The sequence below is a fragment of the Paraburkholderia lebeckiae genome (assembly GCF_050436325.1).
GTDB classification, from domain to species: domain Bacteria; phylum Pseudomonadota; class Gammaproteobacteria; order Burkholderiales; family Burkholderiaceae; genus Paraburkholderia; species Paraburkholderia tuberum.
In genome coordinates this window covers 163,297-180,937 of the sequence record NZ_JBNDLZ010000003.1, presented here as the reverse complement: position 1 = coordinate 180,937, position 17,641 = coordinate 163,297, and the positions used below count along the sequence as shown (strand labels likewise).

Below are 17,641 nucleotides of genomic sequence, written 5' to 3'. Positions count from 1 at the left end.
GAGTGTATTAGAATGCGTCTCGTCATTCAAAGCCATCCCTGTATGCCATTAGCATGACGCGGCATGCGGTCTTCGCTGGCGGGCCGCGCGGCTTGCCGTGTTCGTTCGCTGTCTCCAGTTGGGGTAATTGTGAAGCGTCCCGGTTCTCCCGCATCGTCAGCGATGCGCCAGCAGTCTCCCCCATCCTCTCACCGCGGTTTCTCCAGGCAGACCTGCGCGCTGGCGCTGGCAGGCGTGCTCGCGCTCGCGGCCTGCTCGAAGAAGGAAGCCGCGGCGCCCGCGCCGCGCCCGGTGGTCGCGCTCGCCGTGCATGCGGACGGCCACGCGCTGCAGGCGGCGTCGCTGCCCGGCGAAGTGCAGGCGCGCTATTCGACGCCGCTGTCGTTCCGCGTCGCCGGCAAGATCATCGAGCGGCGGGTACGGCTCGGCGACACGGTGAAAAGCGGCGAAGTCGTCGCCCTGCTCGACCCGGCCGATGCGCAGAAAAACGCCGCGAGCACGCAGGCGCAGCTCGACGCCGCGCAGCACAACCTCGTCTATGCGCAGCAGCAGCTCGAACGCGACAGGGCGCAGGCCAAAGAAAACCTGATCGCGCCCGCGCAGCTCGAACAGACCACCAACGCCTACGCGTCCGCGCTCGCGCAGCGCGATCAGGCGCAGCAGCAGGCGGCGCTCGCGAAGAACCAGCTGCAGTACACGACGCTCGTCGCCGGTCATGCGGGCGTCATCACGGCTGAACAGGCGGACACGGGCCAGAACGTGTCGGCGGGTCAGGCCGTCTACAACCTCGCGTGGAGCGGCGACGTCGACGTGCTGTGCGACGTGCCCGAAAGCGCGCTCGCCGCATTCGCGGTCGGCCAGAACGCGAGCGTCACGCTCGCCGCGCTGCCGGGCCGCAAGCTCGCCGCACGCGTGCGCGAGCTGTCGCCGGCCGCCGATCCGCAAAGCCGCACCTGGCGCGCGCGTCTGACCCTGCTCGATGCCGGCGCCGACGTGCGCCTCGGCATGACCGCCGACGTCACGCCGGCGGTGCCGCTCGCCGCGGCGGCCGCGCAGCACGGCGTATTCACGCTGCCGGTCACCGCGCTATTTCACGAGGGGCGCGAACCGGCCGTGTGGGTCGTGCGCGCCGCGGACAACACCCTCGAGCTGCGTCGCGTGACCGTTACGCGCTACTACGAGCGCACGTTCGTCGTCAGCGATGGCCTGAAAGATGGCGAAAGCGTCGTGCTGCAAGGCGTGCACACCGTGAGCGCCGGCCAGAAAGTCCGCGCGATCGCGCCGCTGCATCCCGAGGACTTCGCTTCATGAGCACGTCGCACGAAGAAGGACGCTTCAATCTGTCCGCGTGGGCGCTGCGTCATCAGGCGCTGGTCGTATTCCTGATCGCGCTCGCCACCGCGTTCGGCATCCTCGCCTACACGCGGCTCGCGCAGTCGGAAGACCCGCCCTTCACGTTCCGCGTGATGGTGATCCGCACGTACTGGCCGGGTGCCACTGCGCGCCAGGTGCAGGAGCAGTTGACCGATCGCATCGGCCGCAAGCTGCAGGAAACGCCGTACATCGATTTCGTGCGCAGCTACTCGCGTCCAGGCGAATCGCTGATCTTCTTCACGATGAAGGACTCGGCGCCGGTGAGCCAGGTGCCCGAGACGTGGTACCAGGTGCGCAAGAAAGTCGGCGACATCGCGGCGACCTTGCCGTCGGGCATCCAGGGCCCGTTCTTCAACGACGAATTCGGCGACGTCTACACCAACATCTACACGCTCGAAGGCGACGGCTTTTCCGCCGCGCAACTGCACGATTACGCGGACCAGCTACGCTCGGTGCTGCTGCGCGTGCCGGGCGTCGGCAAGGTCGACTATTTCGGCGACCCCGATCAGCACATCTACATCGAGATCGCGAACACGCAGTTGACGCGTCTCGGGATCTCGCCACAACAGCTTGGGCAGGCGATCAACGCGCAGAACACGATCGCTCCCGCAGGTACGCTGACCACCACCGACGACCGCGTGTTCGTGCGTCCGAGCGGCCAGTTCAACGACGTGGGCGCGCTCGCCGACATGCTGATCCGCATCAACAACCGCACGTTCCGTCTCGGCGACATCGCGACGATCAAGCGCGGCTACGACGACCCGGTCGTCACGCAGATGCGCTTCGGCGGCAAACCCGTGCTCGGTATCGGCGTGACGATGCAGCCGGGCGGCGACGTGATCCGCCTCGGCCGCGCGCTCGATCAGCAGATGACCCAACTGCGCGCCGCGCTGCCCGCCGGATTGAATCTCGTCGAAGTATCGAGCATGCCGCACGCGGTCGCGCGCTCGGTCAACGACTTCCTCGAAGCGGTCGCCGAAGCGGTCGGGATCGTGCTGATCGTGAGCCTCGTATCGCTCGGCGTGCGCACCGGCATGGTGGTCGTGATCTCGATTCCGGTGGTGCTCGCGGTCACCGCGCTGTGCATGTACCTGTTCGATATCGGCCTGCACAAGGTATCGCTCGGCACCCTCGTGCTCGCGCTCGGCCTGCTCGTCGACGATGCGATCATCGCGGTCGAAATGATGTCGGTGAAGCTCGAGCAAGGCTGGAACCGCACGCGCGCCGCGGCCTTCGCGTACACCAGCACCGCGTTTCCGATGCTGACCGGCACGCTCGTCACCGTATCCGGCTTCCTGCCGATCGCGCTCGCGAAGTCGAGCACCGGCGAGTACACGCGCTCGATCTTCGAGGTGTCGGCGATCGCGCTGATCGCGTCGTGGCTCGCGGCGGTCGTGCTGATTCCGCTGCTCGGCTATCACATGCTGCCCGAGCGCAAGCGCCATGCGCACGAGCCTGACGATCACGAACATGACATCTACGACACGCGCTTCTACACGCGTTTGCGCGGCTGGGTCGGCTGGTGCATCGAGCGGCGCTTCGTCGTGCTCGCAATCACCGTGCTGCTGTTCGTGCTCGCGATGGCCGGCTTCTCGCTCGTGCCGCAGCAGTTCTTCCCGAGCTCGGACCGGCCGGAGTTGCTGGTCGATGTGCGGCTGCCCGAAGGCGCGTCGTTCGATGCAACGCTGCGCCAGGCGCAGCGCCTCGAGCAGGTTCTCAAAGGCCGGCCTGAAATCGATCACTCGGTCAGCTTCGTCGGCACCGGCGCGCCGCGCTTCTATCTGCCGCTCGATCAGCAATTGCAGCAGCCGAACTTCGCACAGTTCGTGATCACCGCGAAGTCGGTCAAGGATCGCGAGAAGCTCGCGCAGTGGCTCGAACCGGAGTTGTTCAACAACTTCCCGGCGATCCGCACGCGCCTGTCGCGCCTCGAGAATGGGCCGCCGGTCGGCTATCCGGTGCAGTTCCGCGTGAGCGGCGACGACATCGCGACCGTGCGCTCGATCGCCGAACGCGTCGCTGCGACGATGCGCGCCAATCGCGGCACGCGCAACGTGCAGTTCGACTGGGACGAACCCGCCGAGCGCTCGGTGCGCTTCGAGATCGACCAGAAACGCGCGCGCGAACTCGGCGTGACGTCCGAAGACATCGCCAGCTTCCTCGCGATGACGATGTCCGGCTACACGGTCACGCAGTATCGGGAGCGCGACAAGCTGATCAGCGTCGATCTGCGCGCACCTCGCGCCGAACGCGTCGACCCGTCGCTGCTGACCGCGCTCGCGATGCCGACGCCGAACGGGCCGGTGCCGCTCGGCACGCTCGGACATCTGCGCGACGACCTCGAATACGGCGTGATCTGGGAACGCGACCGTCAGCCGACCATCACCGTGCAGTCGGACGTGTCGGCCGGCGCGCAAGGCATCGACGTCACGCACGCGGTGGACCGCGCGCTCGCGCCGATCCGCGCGACGCTGCCGGTCGGCTACCGGATCGAGATCGGTGGCTCCGTCGAGGAAAGCGCCAAGGGTCAAACCTCGATCAACGCGCAGATTCCGATCATGGTGATCGCGGTGCTCATGCTGCTGATGATCCAGCTGCAAAGCTTCGCGCGCGTGCTGATGGTCGTGCTGACCGCGCCGCTCGGCCTGATCGGCGTCGTGCTCACCTTGCTGCTGTTCGGCCAGCCGTTCGGCTTCGTCGCGATGCTCGGCGTGATCGCGATGTTCGGCATCATCATGCGCAACTCGGTGATCCTCGTCGATCAGATCGAGCAGGACATTGCGTCGGGGCACAAGCGTTTCGATGCGATCGTCGGCGCGACCGTGCGGCGGTTCCGGCCGATCACGCTGACCGCCGCGGCCGCCGTGCTCGCGCTGATCCCGCTGCTGCGCTCGAACTTCTTCGGGCCGATGGCGACCGCGCTGATGGGAGGCATCACGAGCGCGACGATCCTCACGCTGTTCTATCTGCCCGCGTTGTACGCCGCGTCGTTCCGCGTACGCGCCGACGAGCGCGAGCCGCAGACGCCGTCCGGTGCCGGCGCCACGCACACGGGTAACTGAGCATGAGCACGAGCATGACTATTCCCGCCCTATCCGGCCACCGCCGCGCGCGCTTCGACGCGCTGGCCCGTACCACGCTTGCCACCAGCATTGCCAGCATCACCTGCATGCTCGGCGCCTGCTCGTTCGGACCGAACGGCGAAGCGCCCGCGATGCCGCAGCCCGCGCACTACGGTGCCGAGCCGCTACCGACGCAAACCGTGCCCGCGCAGGGCGTCACGCAGGAGTTCGTGACCGGCGCGCAGCCGGTGCCCGAATGGTGGAAGCTGTACCGCTCGGATGCGCTGAACGCGCTCGTCGAAGAAGGCCTGCGCAATAGTCCAACGCTCGACGCGACCGACCGCAGTCTCGCCGCCGCGCGCGAGCAATTGCGCGCGCAGGTCGGCAGCTCGCTGCTGCCGACCATCGACGCCGGCGGCCAGGCCACCCGCAATCGCGCGCTCGCGATCCCCGAGATCGGACCGAACACGTTTCTGTACAACGTGTTCGTCGGTCAGTTGCAGGCGCACTACACGTTCGATCTGTTCGGCGCCGCGCGGCTCGCGAACGCGGCGCTCGCCGCGCGCGTGAACGTGCAGGTCTACCAGCTCGAGGCGGCGCGGCGCGCGCTCGCCGCGAACATCGTGACCGCGACGATCACGAGCGCCGCGCTGCATGCTCAGATCGATACGACCGAGCGGCTCGTGGTCCTCGCCAACGATCAGGCGCGCGATACCGAACGGCGCTTCGCGCTCGGCGCGGTATCGCATGCCGATCTGCTGAACGCGCAGCAGAGCGCGGCGAGCGTGTCGGCAAGTCTGCCGGCGCTGAAGCAACAGTGGCTCACTACGCGTCACGCGCTCGCGGTGCTGCTTGGCCGCACACCCGATGCCGCGCCCGACGACATCGATCTCGCGCAGTTGCATGTGCCGGAGCAGGTGCCGGTGGTCGTGCCGTCGGAGCTGCTGCGCACGCGACCTGACATCGAGGCCGCCGACGCCGCGCTGAAGGCCGCGGCGACCGATGTCGGCGTCGCCACCGCGCAGATGTTCCCGAGTCTGTCGCTGTCGGCATCGATGGGACAAGGCGGGTTTAGCTGGCCGGTCGCGATGTCCGGTGCGGGGGCCATCTGGAGCATCGGCGCGTCGCTGTCGCAACCGCTGTTTCATGGCGGCGCGCTGCTCGCGCAGCGCCGCGCGGCGCAGCACACGTACGAAGCGAGCGTGTCGCAATACAAACAGACCGTGCTGGCCGCGTTTCAGAACGTCGCCGACACGCTCGCCTCGCTCGAGCACGACGCGCAGTCGCTCGATGCCGCGAACGTCGCCGCGCGTTCGGCACAGGGCGTGTTCAATGAGACCTCGGCGCGCTATCGGCTCGGCGCGCTGCCCGTCGCCGCGACGCGTTCGAGCGAGCAGCAATGGCGCAACGCGCAGCTCGATGAGATCCGCTATATGAGCGCGCGGCTGACGGATACGGCCGCGTTGTTTCAGGCGATGGGGAATCCGCCGGTTGATCAAAGAGGGACGTCGTCTGTCGGTACACCGAACACAACCGCATCGAATTAAACCTGGGATTCCCTACGGAGTGCGGCGCACTTATCCCCAGTTTGTGTTGACAGACTTGTTGATAAGCCTGGGGCTAAGCGTCTAAGTGCTTGAAGCGAATCGCATTGTCGTGCAAGTCGTGCAAGGGAGCAGCTTTGAAGCAATAGAGCGCGGTCGGGCGGAATCACGAAGGGAAAACAACGGCCGGGTCCGTTATCCACAGAATGTGTTGAAAGACCTGTTGATAAAGCCTGGAGATCGCGCCCAAGTGCTTGAGCGCGCGATGGATTCAGCCCCCGATACATTCGCGCACGCAGGCCGCAGAGAAGGATCGGGTCAGTAGGGAATCGTTAACCGACCATTCAACAGAGGGCGGCGAACCCGTCGACCGATGGAACGATTACGAGTGGCGCGCGGCGCGTCGACGCGTGGGCATCACCGAGAAGTTCAGGTTTCACGACGTGCGCCACACGCGGGTGAGTTGGCATGTGCAGAGCGACACCGTGCTGCTCTGCATACCACGCCGGCGCCTTAGCTCGTTGCAACGAGCTAAGGCGCCGGAAAATGATCACACTTTCGGTGCACTGTGAACAGATTTTGTGGCACACCGCGGAAAAGCCCCGCCGTATAAGGCTTCTACATCAAGGCTTGTTCGACTCGAACAGATCCATTATCTGCTTCTTCTCGTTCGTCGACACGCTCGGCGGCGGCACCACCGGCGGCGTCATGCCCGCCGGCCCGACACCGCCCACCGTATCGGTCGCGCCGGCCATCGGATTGCCCGAATCGAGACCGATGCTCGCGACGAAGCCTTGCCCAGGCAACTTGTCGGTAAAGAACAGCTCGCCGTTCATCACCGTCACACCGTCGGGTTGCTGCGGCTCGGCCTGTGGCACACCGCGCAGCGCGCGCTGCATGTACTCGACCCAGATCGGCAGCGCGAGCTGCGCGCCGAATTCGCGGCTGCCGAGACTCTTCGGCTGGTCGTAGCCCATCCACGCGACCGCCACCAGCGACTGCTGATAGCCGGCGAACCAGCCGTCCTTCGCGTCGTTGGTCGTACCGGTCTTGCCCTGCAGGTCCGAGCGCTTCAGCACGTTGGTGCCTGCTCCCGTACCCTCGGTCGCGACCGAGTGCAAGAGGCTGTTCATGATGTATGCGTTACGCGGCTCTAGCGTGCGCGGCGCATCGTGCCCAGCGACGAGCGGCTGCGCGCGCGAGATCGCCACGCCACGCGCGTCAGTCACTTCGTTGATCAGATACGGATTGATCCGGTAGCCGCCGTTCGCGAACACCGAGTACGCGCCCGCCGACTGCAGCGGCGTGACGAGGCCAGCGCCCAGCGCCATCGGCAGATACGGCGGGGTCTTGTCGGCGTCGAAGCCGAAGCGCTGCGTGACGAAGTCCTGCGCGTATTTGGTGCCGATGAACGACAGGATGCGGATCGACACGAGGTTCTTCGACTTCTGCAGCGCGACGCGCATCGACATCGGACCGTCAGGCTGGTCGTCGTCCTTCGGCTCCCATGCGTCGCCGCCCGGCGTGCTCGGCGGAAAGTACAGCGGCGCGTCGTTGATGATCGTCGCCGGTGCGAGCCCCTTGTCGAGCGCCGCCGAATAGATGAACGGCTTGAAGCTCGAACCCGGCTGGCGCCACGCTTGCGTCACATGGTTGAACTTGTTCTTGTTGAAGTCGAAACCGCCGATCAGCGCGCGGATCGCGCCGTCCTGCGGCGTCAGCGACACGAGCGCGCCCTCAACCTGCGGCAGCTGCGTGATCTGCCAGTTGCCCTTGTCGTCGGCGACGAGGCGCACGATCGAACCCGGCTTGATGCGCAGCGTCGCGTTCGCGCGCGGGCTCAGCGCCGCGGCGACGAAGCGCAGGCCGTCGCCCGACACCGTCACCTGCGTACCGTCGACCAGTTGCGCGACCACCTGCTTCGCGCTTGCGTCCGTCACCACGCCGGCGATGATCTCGCCGTTGTCCGGATGATCGGTCAGCGCGTCGTCGATCGTCTGGTCACGGTCGTCGCCCGCCTCGGGCAACTGCACGAAGCCTTCCGGTCCGCGATAGCCGTGGCGCCGCTCGTAGTCCATCACGCCCTTGCGCACCGCGCGATACGCGGCGTCCTGATCGGCGGAATCGATCGTGGTCGTGACGTTCAGGCCGCGCGTATAGGTTTCGTCCTTGTACTGCGCGTACATCATCTGCCGCACCATTTCGGCGACGTACTCGGCGTGCACGCTGTACTCGTTGCCCGGATTCTTCGTCTGAATCTCTTCCTTCACGGCCTGGTCGTACTGCTGCTGCGTGATGTAGTTCAGCTCGAGCATGCGTCGCAGGATGTACTCCTGACGGATCTTCGCGCGTTTCGGATTGACGACCGGGTTATACGCGGACGGCGCCTTCGGCAGACCCGCGAGCATCGCGGCCTGGGCCAGCGTGAGGTCCTTCAGGTCCTTGCCGAAATACACGCGCGCGGCCGCGGCGAAGCCGTACGCGCGCTCGCCCAGATAGATCTGGTTCATGTACAGCTCGAGGATCTGGTCCTTCGTCAACGCGCGCTCGATCTTGTACGCGAGCAGCATCTCGTAGATCTTGCGCGTGTACGTTTTCTCGCTGGAGAGGAAGAAGTTGCGCGCGACCTGCATCGTGATCGTGCTCGCGCCCTGCGATGCGCCGCCATGCGCAAGATCGGCGAAACCGGCGCGCAGGATGCCGACGAAGTCGACGCCGCCGTGTTCGTAAAAGCGGTAGTCCTCGATCGCGAGCACCGCTTTTTTCATCTGGTCGGGGATGTCCTGGAAGCGCACGAGGCTGCGCCGCTCCTCGCCGAATTCGCCGATCAGCACGTGATCGGCGGTGTAGACGCGCAGCGGAACTTTCGGGCGATAGTCGGTCAGCGCGTCGAGCGACGGCAATTGCGGCCCCATCACGACGAGCGCATAGCCGACGATCAGCGCCCCGACCACGACGACGGTCGCGATCAGGCCGAAGAACCACAGCACGAGCGACGCGCCGATCGATCGACGGCCGCGCTCGGGCTCGCGCGAAGCGGCATTGCGTCCAGGGGTGCGTTGGTGGGAGTCCCGGTCTTCACCGGCCGGAGAGTTCGAGGAATGCGGTCGTTTGATGATTGGCATGACTGGAATAAGGGGCCCGCGACTGCGCGCCTGTCTGCACGCGCTCGCGGCGCGCGCATGGGTCGTGTTCGACATCCTGGCCGGGACGTACGCCGCCCTGCGGACCTTGCCCCCGGCCGGCCGCACGGCACGCCTCGGACCATGTCCGGCGCAACGTAACGGCACATTTTAAAGAAATCGGCAGCGGTCCAAGGCAGTTTTTTTGTAAGAATTCCCTTCGCCGGCCGCCTTTTCCTGGTAAGGGTCTGTAATTTCGCGCAGCGCGCATTGCAGCGTGCGTGCGACGCGCAGCTTATGCGGGGTTATCAACATTTTCTGTTGAAAGGGCTGTGGACAAGCCGGCCGCAAACACGACAACTCATTGATGTCACGGGATTTTCGCACCGCGCTTGTTCCGTGGCGTCGCAACTCGTCATATGATGAACCCCGCGCGCGTCCCTCGATGCGCGCGATGGGGACCCGAACGGCGGGATCCAACGGCAGTTCCGATGACGGGTTCCGACACCGTATCCGGAGGCACGCGCCGACCCGCCCATGCTAACAAGACTGCGAGTCGATCATGTCCAAGCCCAGTGAGCGCATCGTCGTGTTCGTCACGACCGCGCAGAAACGTGCGATCACCGCGACTGCCGAGGATCTGGGCATCAGCGTGAGTGAACTGATGCGGCGCGCGGTGCTGAGCTTCGGCGCGACCAGCGAACAGGTCAAGGCCGCGAGCATCGTCGACCGGCTGCGCGCGCCGCGCGCGCCCGATCCGCTGAACGCGGCGCTGCAGCGCGTCGCGCGCGGTACGCGCTATGCGCGCGCCGTGCTGCCGGTAGCGCTGCAAGCGCACGAGAAAGACGCGGCGGCTCCGGCGGCGGCCGCCGCGGCAAGCGCGGCTGCCGGCGCGGCCGGTGCCGTGGATTCGCCCTCGATGCAGCAAGCCGGTCGACCCGCTCTCGCGACCGACGCTGCGGATCCTCCCGCCCCGCTGCTTCCCGCGGGCGTCGCCGCCGCGCTCGCCGCCGAGCAGGACGAACAGGCCGCGGCCACCGCCGAAGCCGTCGCGCGTCTGACGGCAGCACGAGCCGCCGAAAACGCGGAAAACGCCGAAGCGGACGCAATCGACAACGCCGCATCGAAACGGCTGGCCGGCACGTCGGCGCGTCTGCGCAACTCACTCAAGCGCCGCCACAACGACCCGGACTCCGACGACGACGAACCGCACAGCGACCCGAGCGCCGAAGGCGGCCGCTTCGCGTGACAGTAAATTACCGCGCGCCGAGCCGCAATCACTGCATCCGAGCCAGCACGCGGGCGTACGCAACGAGTCCCCGTTGCATATCGTTACATCAGTGACACCTGCGTGAAAACGTCGCGCGGTAACACCCGCCCACACGCGCAAACAGCGGCTTTTCGCGCATCGTTCGGGCCTTCGGCAAGCCGCATCGATTAAGCCATCTTCAACACAGCCGATGGTGTAATATCCGCCGTCAAGTCCATGCCCATCGCGGCTTTCCATCATCCAGACAATCCTCAACCCGGCTTTGCGCCCCAACAAAAACGGACCGCGCTATTGCAATTGGCAAGCGCGCCCCGAACTCCGGTCCGAACGTTGCGCAGCATGGCGCGCGGCGGCGTAAAGTAGCAATGATTCAAGGCAGTCAGGCGCACACGCATCGTCGGCGCCGCTCACATTCTCTGGAGGTTTTCATGTCGCTTTTCGACAGCATTTCGCGCACGCTCAAAGGTCTTTTGAACGATGCGGCCGACTCGGTGCAGGATCCGTCGCGCGACTCGCGCCAGATCGTGCGCGAACTCGACGACAGCATCGGCAAGGCCGAAAACTCGCTGATCGAGATTCAGGCGCAGGTCGCCACCCAGCAAAGCAAGCGCGATGTTGCCGCGGACAAGGCGAAGAAGTATGAAGACGGTGCTCGCCGGGCGCTGCAGTCCGGCGACGAAGCGCTCGCGCGTGAAGCGCTCGGCGCGCAGGCCACGGCCGAAGCCGAACGCGATGCGCTGACGAAAGAACTGACTTCGCTGGAGCCGTCGGTCGCGCAACTGAAGAGCCAGATCGAGGACATGCGCACGCGCCGCAACGACCTGAACGCGCGCTCGAACATCCTGCAAGCCAAGCAGCAGATCGCGCAGGCGAAAGATACCGCGGCCACCGCACTCGGCGGCATCGGCGGCAAGAACCTGTCCGAGGATTTCCAGAAGCTCGAAGATAAAGTCGCGCTGTCGAACGCGCGTTCCGACGCACGGCTGAACTCCGCCGACGAGAAAAGCGGCAAGGCGCTCGACGACAAGCTCGCGGATCTGAACCGCGGCCCGTCCGTCGACGATCGGCTCGAAGCGCTGAAGAAGCAGCTCAATACGCCGGCGCAGTGAATGCTGGATGCGTGTACCCGCTTCACAGCAAGTACGCACAGCAAGTACGCGCGGCAATGACAACGGCAGTAGCAGTACATGCCGGTGCGCTCGCTTCTGAACGCACCGGCATACCGGCCGCCACAGGCAGCCACCGCAATCGACTGATGGAGACGGGCGCGCCCCGCCCGGTCCGCAAATGAAAAAACTTTTCGCAACCGCCTTCGCTTCGCTGCTGCTCGTGTCGGCCGCGGCGTTCGCGGTGCCGACCGCTCAGCAAATCGAATCGGCGATGTCGCAGGGCAACTGGCAGCAGGCCGACGCCGGCCTCACCGAAGTGTTGCAAGCGCATCCGAACAACGCGCACGCGCACTATCTGTACGCCCAGGTGCTCGATCGCGAAGGCCGTTCCGCCGAGGCGCTCGCGCAGCTCCAACAGGCAAAGACGCTCGATCCGCAGATCCGCTTCACCGACCCGGGCCGCTTCGCGCAAACCGAAGCGCGCCTGCGCCGCGACGCGGAACGCGCGGGCGGCAACGTCACCCGTCACGCCGCGAATCCGTTCGCGCAGCAGAATGCGCCTGCTGTGCAGCAACAGTCGGCGATGATGTCGCAAGCGCAACAACGGCATGGTCCGGGGGTGGGTATGTGGATCGGTATCATTGTTCTGATCGCGGTGATCGCGCTCGTGCTGCGCTGGACCTTGCGCCGCGCGCGCAGCCAGGAAGACACGCGCGCCGACGAGGACCGCCGCGCGCAATTGAAGCGCGCCACCGACATGCTCAACACGGTGCGTTCGATCAAGCTCGACGTGAAGCTGTCCACCACGCCGGGTCACGAGTTGCTCGAGAAAGACGTCGAAGCGACCGAAGAGCAGTTGCGCGGCGCCGTCGAAACGCTGTCGAACGGCAAGAATCCGCTGCCGCCCTATGCACTCGACGAATTCGAGCAGCGCATCGCGAGCCTGCGCGCGCGCGCCGACGGCCGGCCCGATCCGACCGCCGCGTCCGTGGGCACCGCTCAGCAATCGACGTACGCGCAGGAGGCCGAGCGCTTCGGCAACCCGCAACCGCCTTATCCGCAACAGGGTCCCTATCAGCAGCAGCCGCAGGTCATCGTGCAGCAAGGTGGTGGCATGGGTGGCGGCATGGGCGGTCTGCTGACCGGCGTGCTGCTTGGCGAGGCGCTCAGTCATGGGCGTGACCGCGTAGTCGAGCGCGACGTGGTCGTCGACCCCGACGAACTGCGCCGGCGCGGCGACGACGGCGCAAACGGCGGCGGCCTCGACTTCGGTCAGGGTTCGAACGACTGGAACGATGACGGCAGCGGCGGCGGCATCGATATGGGCAGCAACGACGATTCCGGCGGTTGGACCGATACCTGATCGAACCCGATCGATCCGCGTCGAATGAAAAGACAGGCTGTAGACGCGCGATTTCGCCCCTGCCCGTCGCGCCGCGCGAGTCCAGCGCGCCGGAGCCGCTATCGTTTCACCCGCCGCTTTCGCCCCGTGCCGGAGACCGCCGTGACGCCTGTCCCTTCCGCTTCATCCACCGCGCTGCGCATTGCGATCGTCGGCAGTGGCTTTGCCGGCATCGGCATGGCCATCCGTCTGCAGCAAATGGGCATCACGTCGTTTACGGTCTATGAGGCCGCGAGCGGCATCGGCGGCACGTGGCGTGACAATACCTACCCCGGCGCGGCCTGCGATGTCCCCTCGCATCTCTATTCGTTCTCGTTCGAGGCGAATCCGGCGTGGTCGCGCTCGTTCAGCAGCCAGGCCGAAATTCTCGCGTATCTGCAGCACTGCGCGCGCAAGTACGGCGTCGATCGCTACGTGCGTTGCAATGCGAAAGTGAGCGCCGTGCGCTTCGACGAAGCGCGGCAGATCTGGCTCGTCGAGCTCGACACGAACGGCGCGCGCGAAATCGTCGAGGCCGACGTGCTGATCGCCGCGAACGGTCCGCTGTCGCGTCCCGCGCTGCCGCGCATCGCCGGCATCGAACGTTTCGAGGGCAAGCTGTTCCATTCGGCGCGCTGGGATCACGTCTATCCGCTCGACGGCAAACGCGTCGCGGTAATCGGCACCGGTGCGAGCGCGATCCAGTTCGTGCCGAAAATCCAGCCGCGTGTCGCGCATCTGGCTCTGTTCCAGCGCACCGCGCCGTGGGTGATGCCGAAACGCGACAAGCCGATCGGCCCGCACGCGCAATGGCTGTTCCGCACGCTGCCGTTCACGCAGCGCTTCGTTCGCAGCGCGATCTATTGGCAGCTCGAGTCGCGTGGGATCGCGTTCGTCGTCAATCCGAAGCTGATGAAGATGCCGATGAAGTTCGGCCTCAGCTATCTGCAGCGACGCGTCAAAGACCCGGCGCTGCGCGCGAAGCTCACGCCGAACTACCGGCTCGGCTGCAAGCGCGTGCTGCTGTCGAGCGACTATTACCCGGCCGTCTGTCAGCCGAACGTCGACGTCGTGACGAGCGGTATCCGCGAGATCGTCGCGGATGGCATCGTGACCGACGACGGTGTGCATCACCGCGCGGACGCGATCATCTGCGGCACCGGCTTCCAGGTCAACGACGTGCCCGCGCCGTTCGAAGTGACCGGCCTCGATGGCACCGACCTCAGCACGCTCTGGCTGCGCGATGGCCCCGAGGCCTATTTCGGCACGAGCATCGCGAACTTCCCGAACTTCTTCATGATCGCCGGCCCGAACACGGGGCTCGGCCATAACTCGATGATCTATATGATCGAGTCGCAACTGCGGTATATCGGCGATTGCCTGCGCGTGCTGCGCAAACAGAATGCGCGCACGATGACCTTGCGCGCCGACGTGCAGCGCGATTTCAACGCGCGTTTGCAACAGGCGATGCGGCACGCGGTGTGGACGAGCGGCTGCCACAGCTGGTATCAGACGCAGAGCGGCAAAGTCACCGCGATCTGGCCCGGCTTCACGTTCAGCTTTCGCAAGCGTACGCGCCGCGTGCGGCCGCAGGATTACCGCTTCGCGCCTTGAGTCCGCACAATGGCAATCCGGCGCCTTGGGCATGGGCCGGCGCATTCGTTATCCGCCACCGCTCAGCAACCGCAACAGCTCCCACAGAAACTTCACGATGATCACGATCAGTTCCCACAGCCGATAGAGCGGCTGCCAGTCCAGCACGCGCAGAAGGGACTCGATCATCGCTATCTTGAGAAGAAGTGAGGGCCGCGATTTCCAGTTCGATCACGCGTCGCGCGCGATGTCCGCGCGTCGCGCAAGCTCAAACCGCCATCATGACCCGCTTGCGCTCGGCGCGCTGCATGAAGAAGTTCGCCGCGACGACGCCGACCGTGACGACCGCGATGAACAGCGTCGCGAGCGCATTCATCTCCGGGTTCAGACCAAGTCGCACGCGCGAGAACACGACGAGCGGCAAGGTCGTCGAACCGGGACCCGACAGGAACGCGGACAGCACCACGTCGTCGATCGACAGCGTGAACGACAGCAGCCAGCCCGACACCAGCGCCTGTGAGATCAGCGGCAGCGTGACGAAGAAGAACACGCGCAGCGGTGTCGCGCCGAGGTCGAGCGCGGCTTCCTCGAGCGACGGATGCAGTTCGCGCACGCGCGATTGCACGATGATCGCGACGTACGAAATACACAGCATCACGTGACCGATCCAGATCGTGAAGATGCCGCGTTCGGCCGGCCAGCCGATCCAGCGCGCCATTTCGATGAATAGCAGCAACAGCGAGATGCCCTGAATCACTTCGGGGATCACCAGCGGCGCGTTGATCATGCCGGTGTACAGCGTGAAGCCGCGAAAGCGCCCCATGCGCGCGAGCACGAAGCCGGCCCACGTACCGATGATCACCGACGCGAACGCCGTGAGCAGGCCGATACGCAGCGACAGCCACGCCGACGTGATCAGCTCGCCGTCCTGCAACAGCGCCGCGTACCAGCGCGTCGAGAAGCGCGTCCACACCGTCACCAGTTGCGATTCGTTGAACGAATACACGACGAGGCTGACGATCGGGATATACAGAAACAGAAAGCCGATGCCCAGAGCGATCAGCTGCAGCATGCGATTCGGCTTCACTGGCGGCCCTCCTCCAATGCCTTCGCCTGGGCATGCTGGAACAGCGCCATCGGCACCAGCAGCAGCAACACCATCGCGCACGTGACGGCGGATGCCATCGGCCAGTCGGCGTTGTCGAAGAACTCATTCCACATCACGCGGCCGATCATCAGCGTGTTCGCGCCGCCGAGCAGCTCAGGAATCACGTACTCGCCGACCGCCGGAATGAACACCAGCAGACAGCCGGCGACGATGCCGTTCTTCGACAGCGGCAGCGTGATCTGCCAGAACGCCTTCCACGGCTTCGCGCCGAGGTCATAGGCGGCTTCCAGCAAGGTCAGGTCCATTTTCACGAGATGCGCGTACAGCGGCATCACGAGAAACGGCAGGTACGAATAGACCATGCCGATATAGACCGCCGTGTTCGTGTGATACAGCTCGATCGGCGAATGGATCAGGCCGACCGACATCAGGAAGTTATTCAGCAGCCCGTTGTTCTTCAGAATGCCGATCCATGCGTACACGCGGATCAGGAACGAGGTCCAGAATGGCAGCATCACGGCCATCATCAGCAGATTGCGGGTGGCCGGATTGGAGCGCGCGATGTAGTACGCCATCGGATAGCCGATCAGCAGACACAGCACGGTCGAAATCGCCGCGACCACGACTGAATTCACATAGGTCGCGAAGTAGAGGCTGTCGGTCAACAGAAACGCGTAGTGCGACAGATCGAGCGTGATGTGCAGCGCGCCTTCCGCGAAGGTGACGAGCTGCGTGTACGGCGGAATGCCGAGCTGCGAATCGGCGAAGCTGATCTTCACGACCAGCAGGAACGGCACGAGGAAAAACAGCAGCAGCCAGATGAACGGCCCCGCCACCACCGCGGTGCGTCCCGTGAACTTCAGACGCTGCGCTGGCCACGCGAAAAACGACGAAAGCGCCTCTTTCATGACGTCAGCACCACGCCGGCCGATGCGCTCCAGCGCACGTAGACTTCGTCGCCCCAGGACGGCGGATCGATTTCGGTGAGCGCCAGGCTCGTCACGTTCGCGATCACGGTCTTGCCGCCGTCGAGCTTCACGTGATACAGCGAATAGCCGCCCATGTACGCGATATTCGTGACGACGCCCCTGCCCCAGTTGTAGGCGCCCTCCGGCGGCTTACGCGTGAGGGCGATGCGTTCGGGGCGCACCGAGATCGTCACCGGCATGCCGAGCGGACCGCTGATGCCGTGATTGACGTGCAAATGGCACGTCAGATCCGGCGTTTCGATGAACACGTGATCGGGTTCGTCCTCGACCGTATGGCCTTCGAACAGATTGGTCGAGCCGATGAATTCCGCCGAGAAACGGCTGTTCGGGTACTCGTAGACTTCATGCGGCGTGCCGAGCTGCACGATCTGGCCTTCGCTCATTACGGCGAGGCGGTTGGCCATCGTCATCGCTTCCTCCTGATCGTGCGTGACCATCATGCAGGTGACGCCGACCTGGTCGAGAATGTTGACAAGCTCGATCTGCGTGCGCTGGCGGATCTGCTTGTCGAGCGCCGACATCGGCTCGTCGAGCAGCAGCAGCTTCGGCCGCTTGACGAGCGAGCGCGCGAGCGCAACGCGCTGCTGCTGGCCGCCCGACAGCTGATGCGGCTTGCGCTTCGCGAAGCGGCCCATCTGCACGAGTTCGAGCGCGTTGTGCACGCGGTCTTTCAGCTCGGCCTTCGGCACGCCTTCCTGCTTCAGACCGAACGCCACGTTCGCCTCGACCGTCATGTGCGGAAAGAGCGCATACGACTGGAACATCATGTTGACCGGCCGGCGATACGGCGGCAGTTGCGCGAGATCTTCGCCATCGATCAGGATCTTGCCCGACGTCACGGTTTCGAGCCCGGCCATCATGCGCAGCAACGTCGACTTGCCGCAGCCCGAGCTGCCGAGCAGCGCGAACAGCTCGCCCTTCTTCACCGTCAGATTGACCCCTTTGACCGCGACGGTCTCGCCGAACTTCTTCACGACATCGACGATCTGGATGTACTGCTCCGCTGCGTCGCCCGTAGCGGCGTTCGAGCCCGTCGACGGCACGGCCGTCCCGGCCAGCGCGCCCGGCTGGTCACTACTCATCATAATG

The 17,641-nt window shown here is 65.3% G+C and carries 11 protein-coding genes; 7 read left to right on the top strand and 4 right to left on the bottom strand.

Going from position 1 to position 17,641, the window contains the following annotated elements; all coding sequences use genetic code 11:
* The first annotated feature begins 162 nt into the window (after positions 1–162).
* The 3 genes from OKW44_RS18870 to OKW44_RS18860 are packed head-to-tail and all read left to right on the top strand — an operon-like array spanning position 163 to position 5,983.
* The gene (locus OKW44_RS18870) at positions 163–1,311 is read left to right on the top strand and encodes an efflux RND transporter periplasmic adaptor subunit (protein ID WP_026225330.1); all 1,149 of its coding nucleotides are present in this window, start codon (positions 163–165) and stop codon (positions 1,309–1,311) included.
* Positions 1,308–4,436 (top strand): efflux RND transporter permease subunit, encoded by a 3,129-nt coding sequence (locus OKW44_RS18865; RefSeq protein WP_018417719.1) that lies wholly within the window; start codon positions 1,308–1,310, stop codon positions 4,434–4,436. Before OKW44_RS18870 ends, OKW44_RS18865 begins: the two co-directional genes overlap by 4 nt.
* Positions 4,437–4,450: 14 nt before the next feature.
* Positions 4,451–5,983 (top strand): efflux transporter outer membrane subunit, encoded by a 1,533-nt coding sequence (locus OKW44_RS18860; RefSeq protein WP_018417718.1) that lies wholly within the window; start codon positions 4,451–4,453, stop codon positions 5,981–5,983.
* A gap of 620 nt (positions 5,984–6,603) precedes the next feature.
* Here the strand turns inward: OKW44_RS18860 and OKW44_RS18855 are convergent.
* Complete coding sequence (locus OKW44_RS18855; RefSeq protein WP_018417717.1) at positions 6,604–9,105, bottom strand: penicillin-binding protein 1A; 2,502 nt, start codon at positions 9,103–9,105, stop codon at positions 6,604–6,606.
* Between the two features lie 559 nt (positions 9,106–9,664).
* Here OKW44_RS18855 and OKW44_RS18850 point away from each other — a divergent pair.
* From OKW44_RS18850 to OKW44_RS18835, 4 genes are all read left to right on the top strand, one after another.
* A complete protein-coding gene (locus OKW44_RS18850) occupies positions 9,665–10,351 on the top strand; it encodes a hypothetical protein (protein WP_018417716.1) in 687 nt (228 codons plus the stop codon).
* A gap of 449 nt (positions 10,352–10,800) precedes the next feature.
* Entirely contained in the window at positions 10,801–11,481 is a 681-nt protein-coding gene (locus OKW44_RS18845; protein WP_018417715.1) for a PspA/IM30 family protein, read from the top strand.
* Positions 11,482–11,659: 178 nt separating this feature from the next.
* The gene (locus tag OKW44_RS18840; protein WP_018417714.1) at positions 11,660–12,844 is read left to right on the top strand and encodes a tetratricopeptide repeat protein; all 1,185 of its coding nucleotides are present in this window, start codon (positions 11,660–11,662) and stop codon (positions 12,842–12,844) included.
* Positions 12,845–12,985: 141 nt separating this feature from the next.
* Entirely contained in the window at positions 12,986–14,476 is a 1,491-nt protein-coding gene (locus OKW44_RS18835; RefSeq protein WP_026225329.1) for a flavin-containing monooxygenase, read from the top strand.
* Positions 14,477–14,723: 247 nt separating this feature from the next.
* Here the strand turns inward: OKW44_RS18835 and OKW44_RS18830 are convergent, their stop codons facing one another.
* From OKW44_RS18830 to OKW44_RS18820, 3 genes are read right to left on the bottom strand one after another with little or no spacing between them, the layout of a single operon-like run.
* On the bottom strand, positions 14,724–15,542 hold the full coding sequence (locus OKW44_RS18830) for an ABC transporter permease subunit (protein WP_018417711.1): 819 nt from the start codon (positions 15,540–15,542) through the stop codon (positions 14,724–14,726).
* Positions 15,539–16,471 carry an ABC transporter permease subunit gene (locus tag OKW44_RS18825; protein ID WP_018417710.1) on the bottom strand — a complete coding sequence of 311 codons (933 nt, stop codon included), beginning with the start codon at positions 16,469–16,471 and terminating at the stop codon, positions 15,539–15,541. Before OKW44_RS18825 ends, OKW44_RS18830 begins: the two co-directional genes overlap by 4 nt.
* A complete protein-coding gene (locus tag OKW44_RS18820; protein ID WP_026225328.1) occupies positions 16,468–17,634 on the bottom strand; it encodes an ABC transporter ATP-binding protein in 1,167 nt (388 codons plus the stop codon). Before OKW44_RS18820 ends, OKW44_RS18825 begins: the two co-directional genes overlap by 4 nt.
* Positions 17,635–17,641 lie beyond the last annotated feature (7 nt).

What these genes read in the sequence shown, in the direction of transcription:
- OKW44_RS18870 (WP_026225330.1), top strand. Translation starts at nt 163, where the DNA reads ATGCGCCAGCAGTCTCCCCCATCCTCTCACCGCGGTTTCTCCAGGCAG.
- OKW44_RS18865 (WP_018417719.1), top strand. Translation starts at nt 1,308, where the DNA reads ATGAGCACGTCGCACGAAGAAGGACGCTTCAATCTGTCCGCGTGGGCG.
- OKW44_RS18860 (WP_018417718.1), top strand. Translation starts at nt 4,451, where the DNA reads ATGACTATTCCCGCCCTATCCGGCCACCGCCGCGCGCGCTTCGACGCG.
- OKW44_RS18855 (WP_018417717.1), bottom strand. Translation starts at nt 9,105, where the DNA reads ATGCCAATCATCAAACGACCGCATTCCTCGAACTCTCCGGCCGGTGAA.
- OKW44_RS18850 (WP_018417716.1), top strand. Translation starts at nt 9,665, where the DNA reads ATGTCCAAGCCCAGTGAGCGCATCGTCGTGTTCGTCACGACCGCGCAG.
- OKW44_RS18845 (WP_018417715.1), top strand. Translation starts at nt 10,801, where the DNA reads ATGTCGCTTTTCGACAGCATTTCGCGCACGCTCAAAGGTCTTTTGAAC.
- OKW44_RS18840 (WP_018417714.1), top strand. Translation starts at nt 11,660, where the DNA reads ATGAAAAAACTTTTCGCAACCGCCTTCGCTTCGCTGCTGCTCGTGTCG.
- OKW44_RS18825 (WP_018417710.1), bottom strand. Translation starts at nt 16,471, where the DNA reads ATGAAAGAGGCGCTTTCGTCGTTTTTCGCGTGGCCAGCGCAGCGTCTG.
- OKW44_RS18820 (WP_026225328.1), bottom strand. Translation starts at nt 17,634, where the DNA reads ATGAGTAGTGACCAGCCGGGCGCGCTGGCCGGGACGGCCGTGCCGTCG.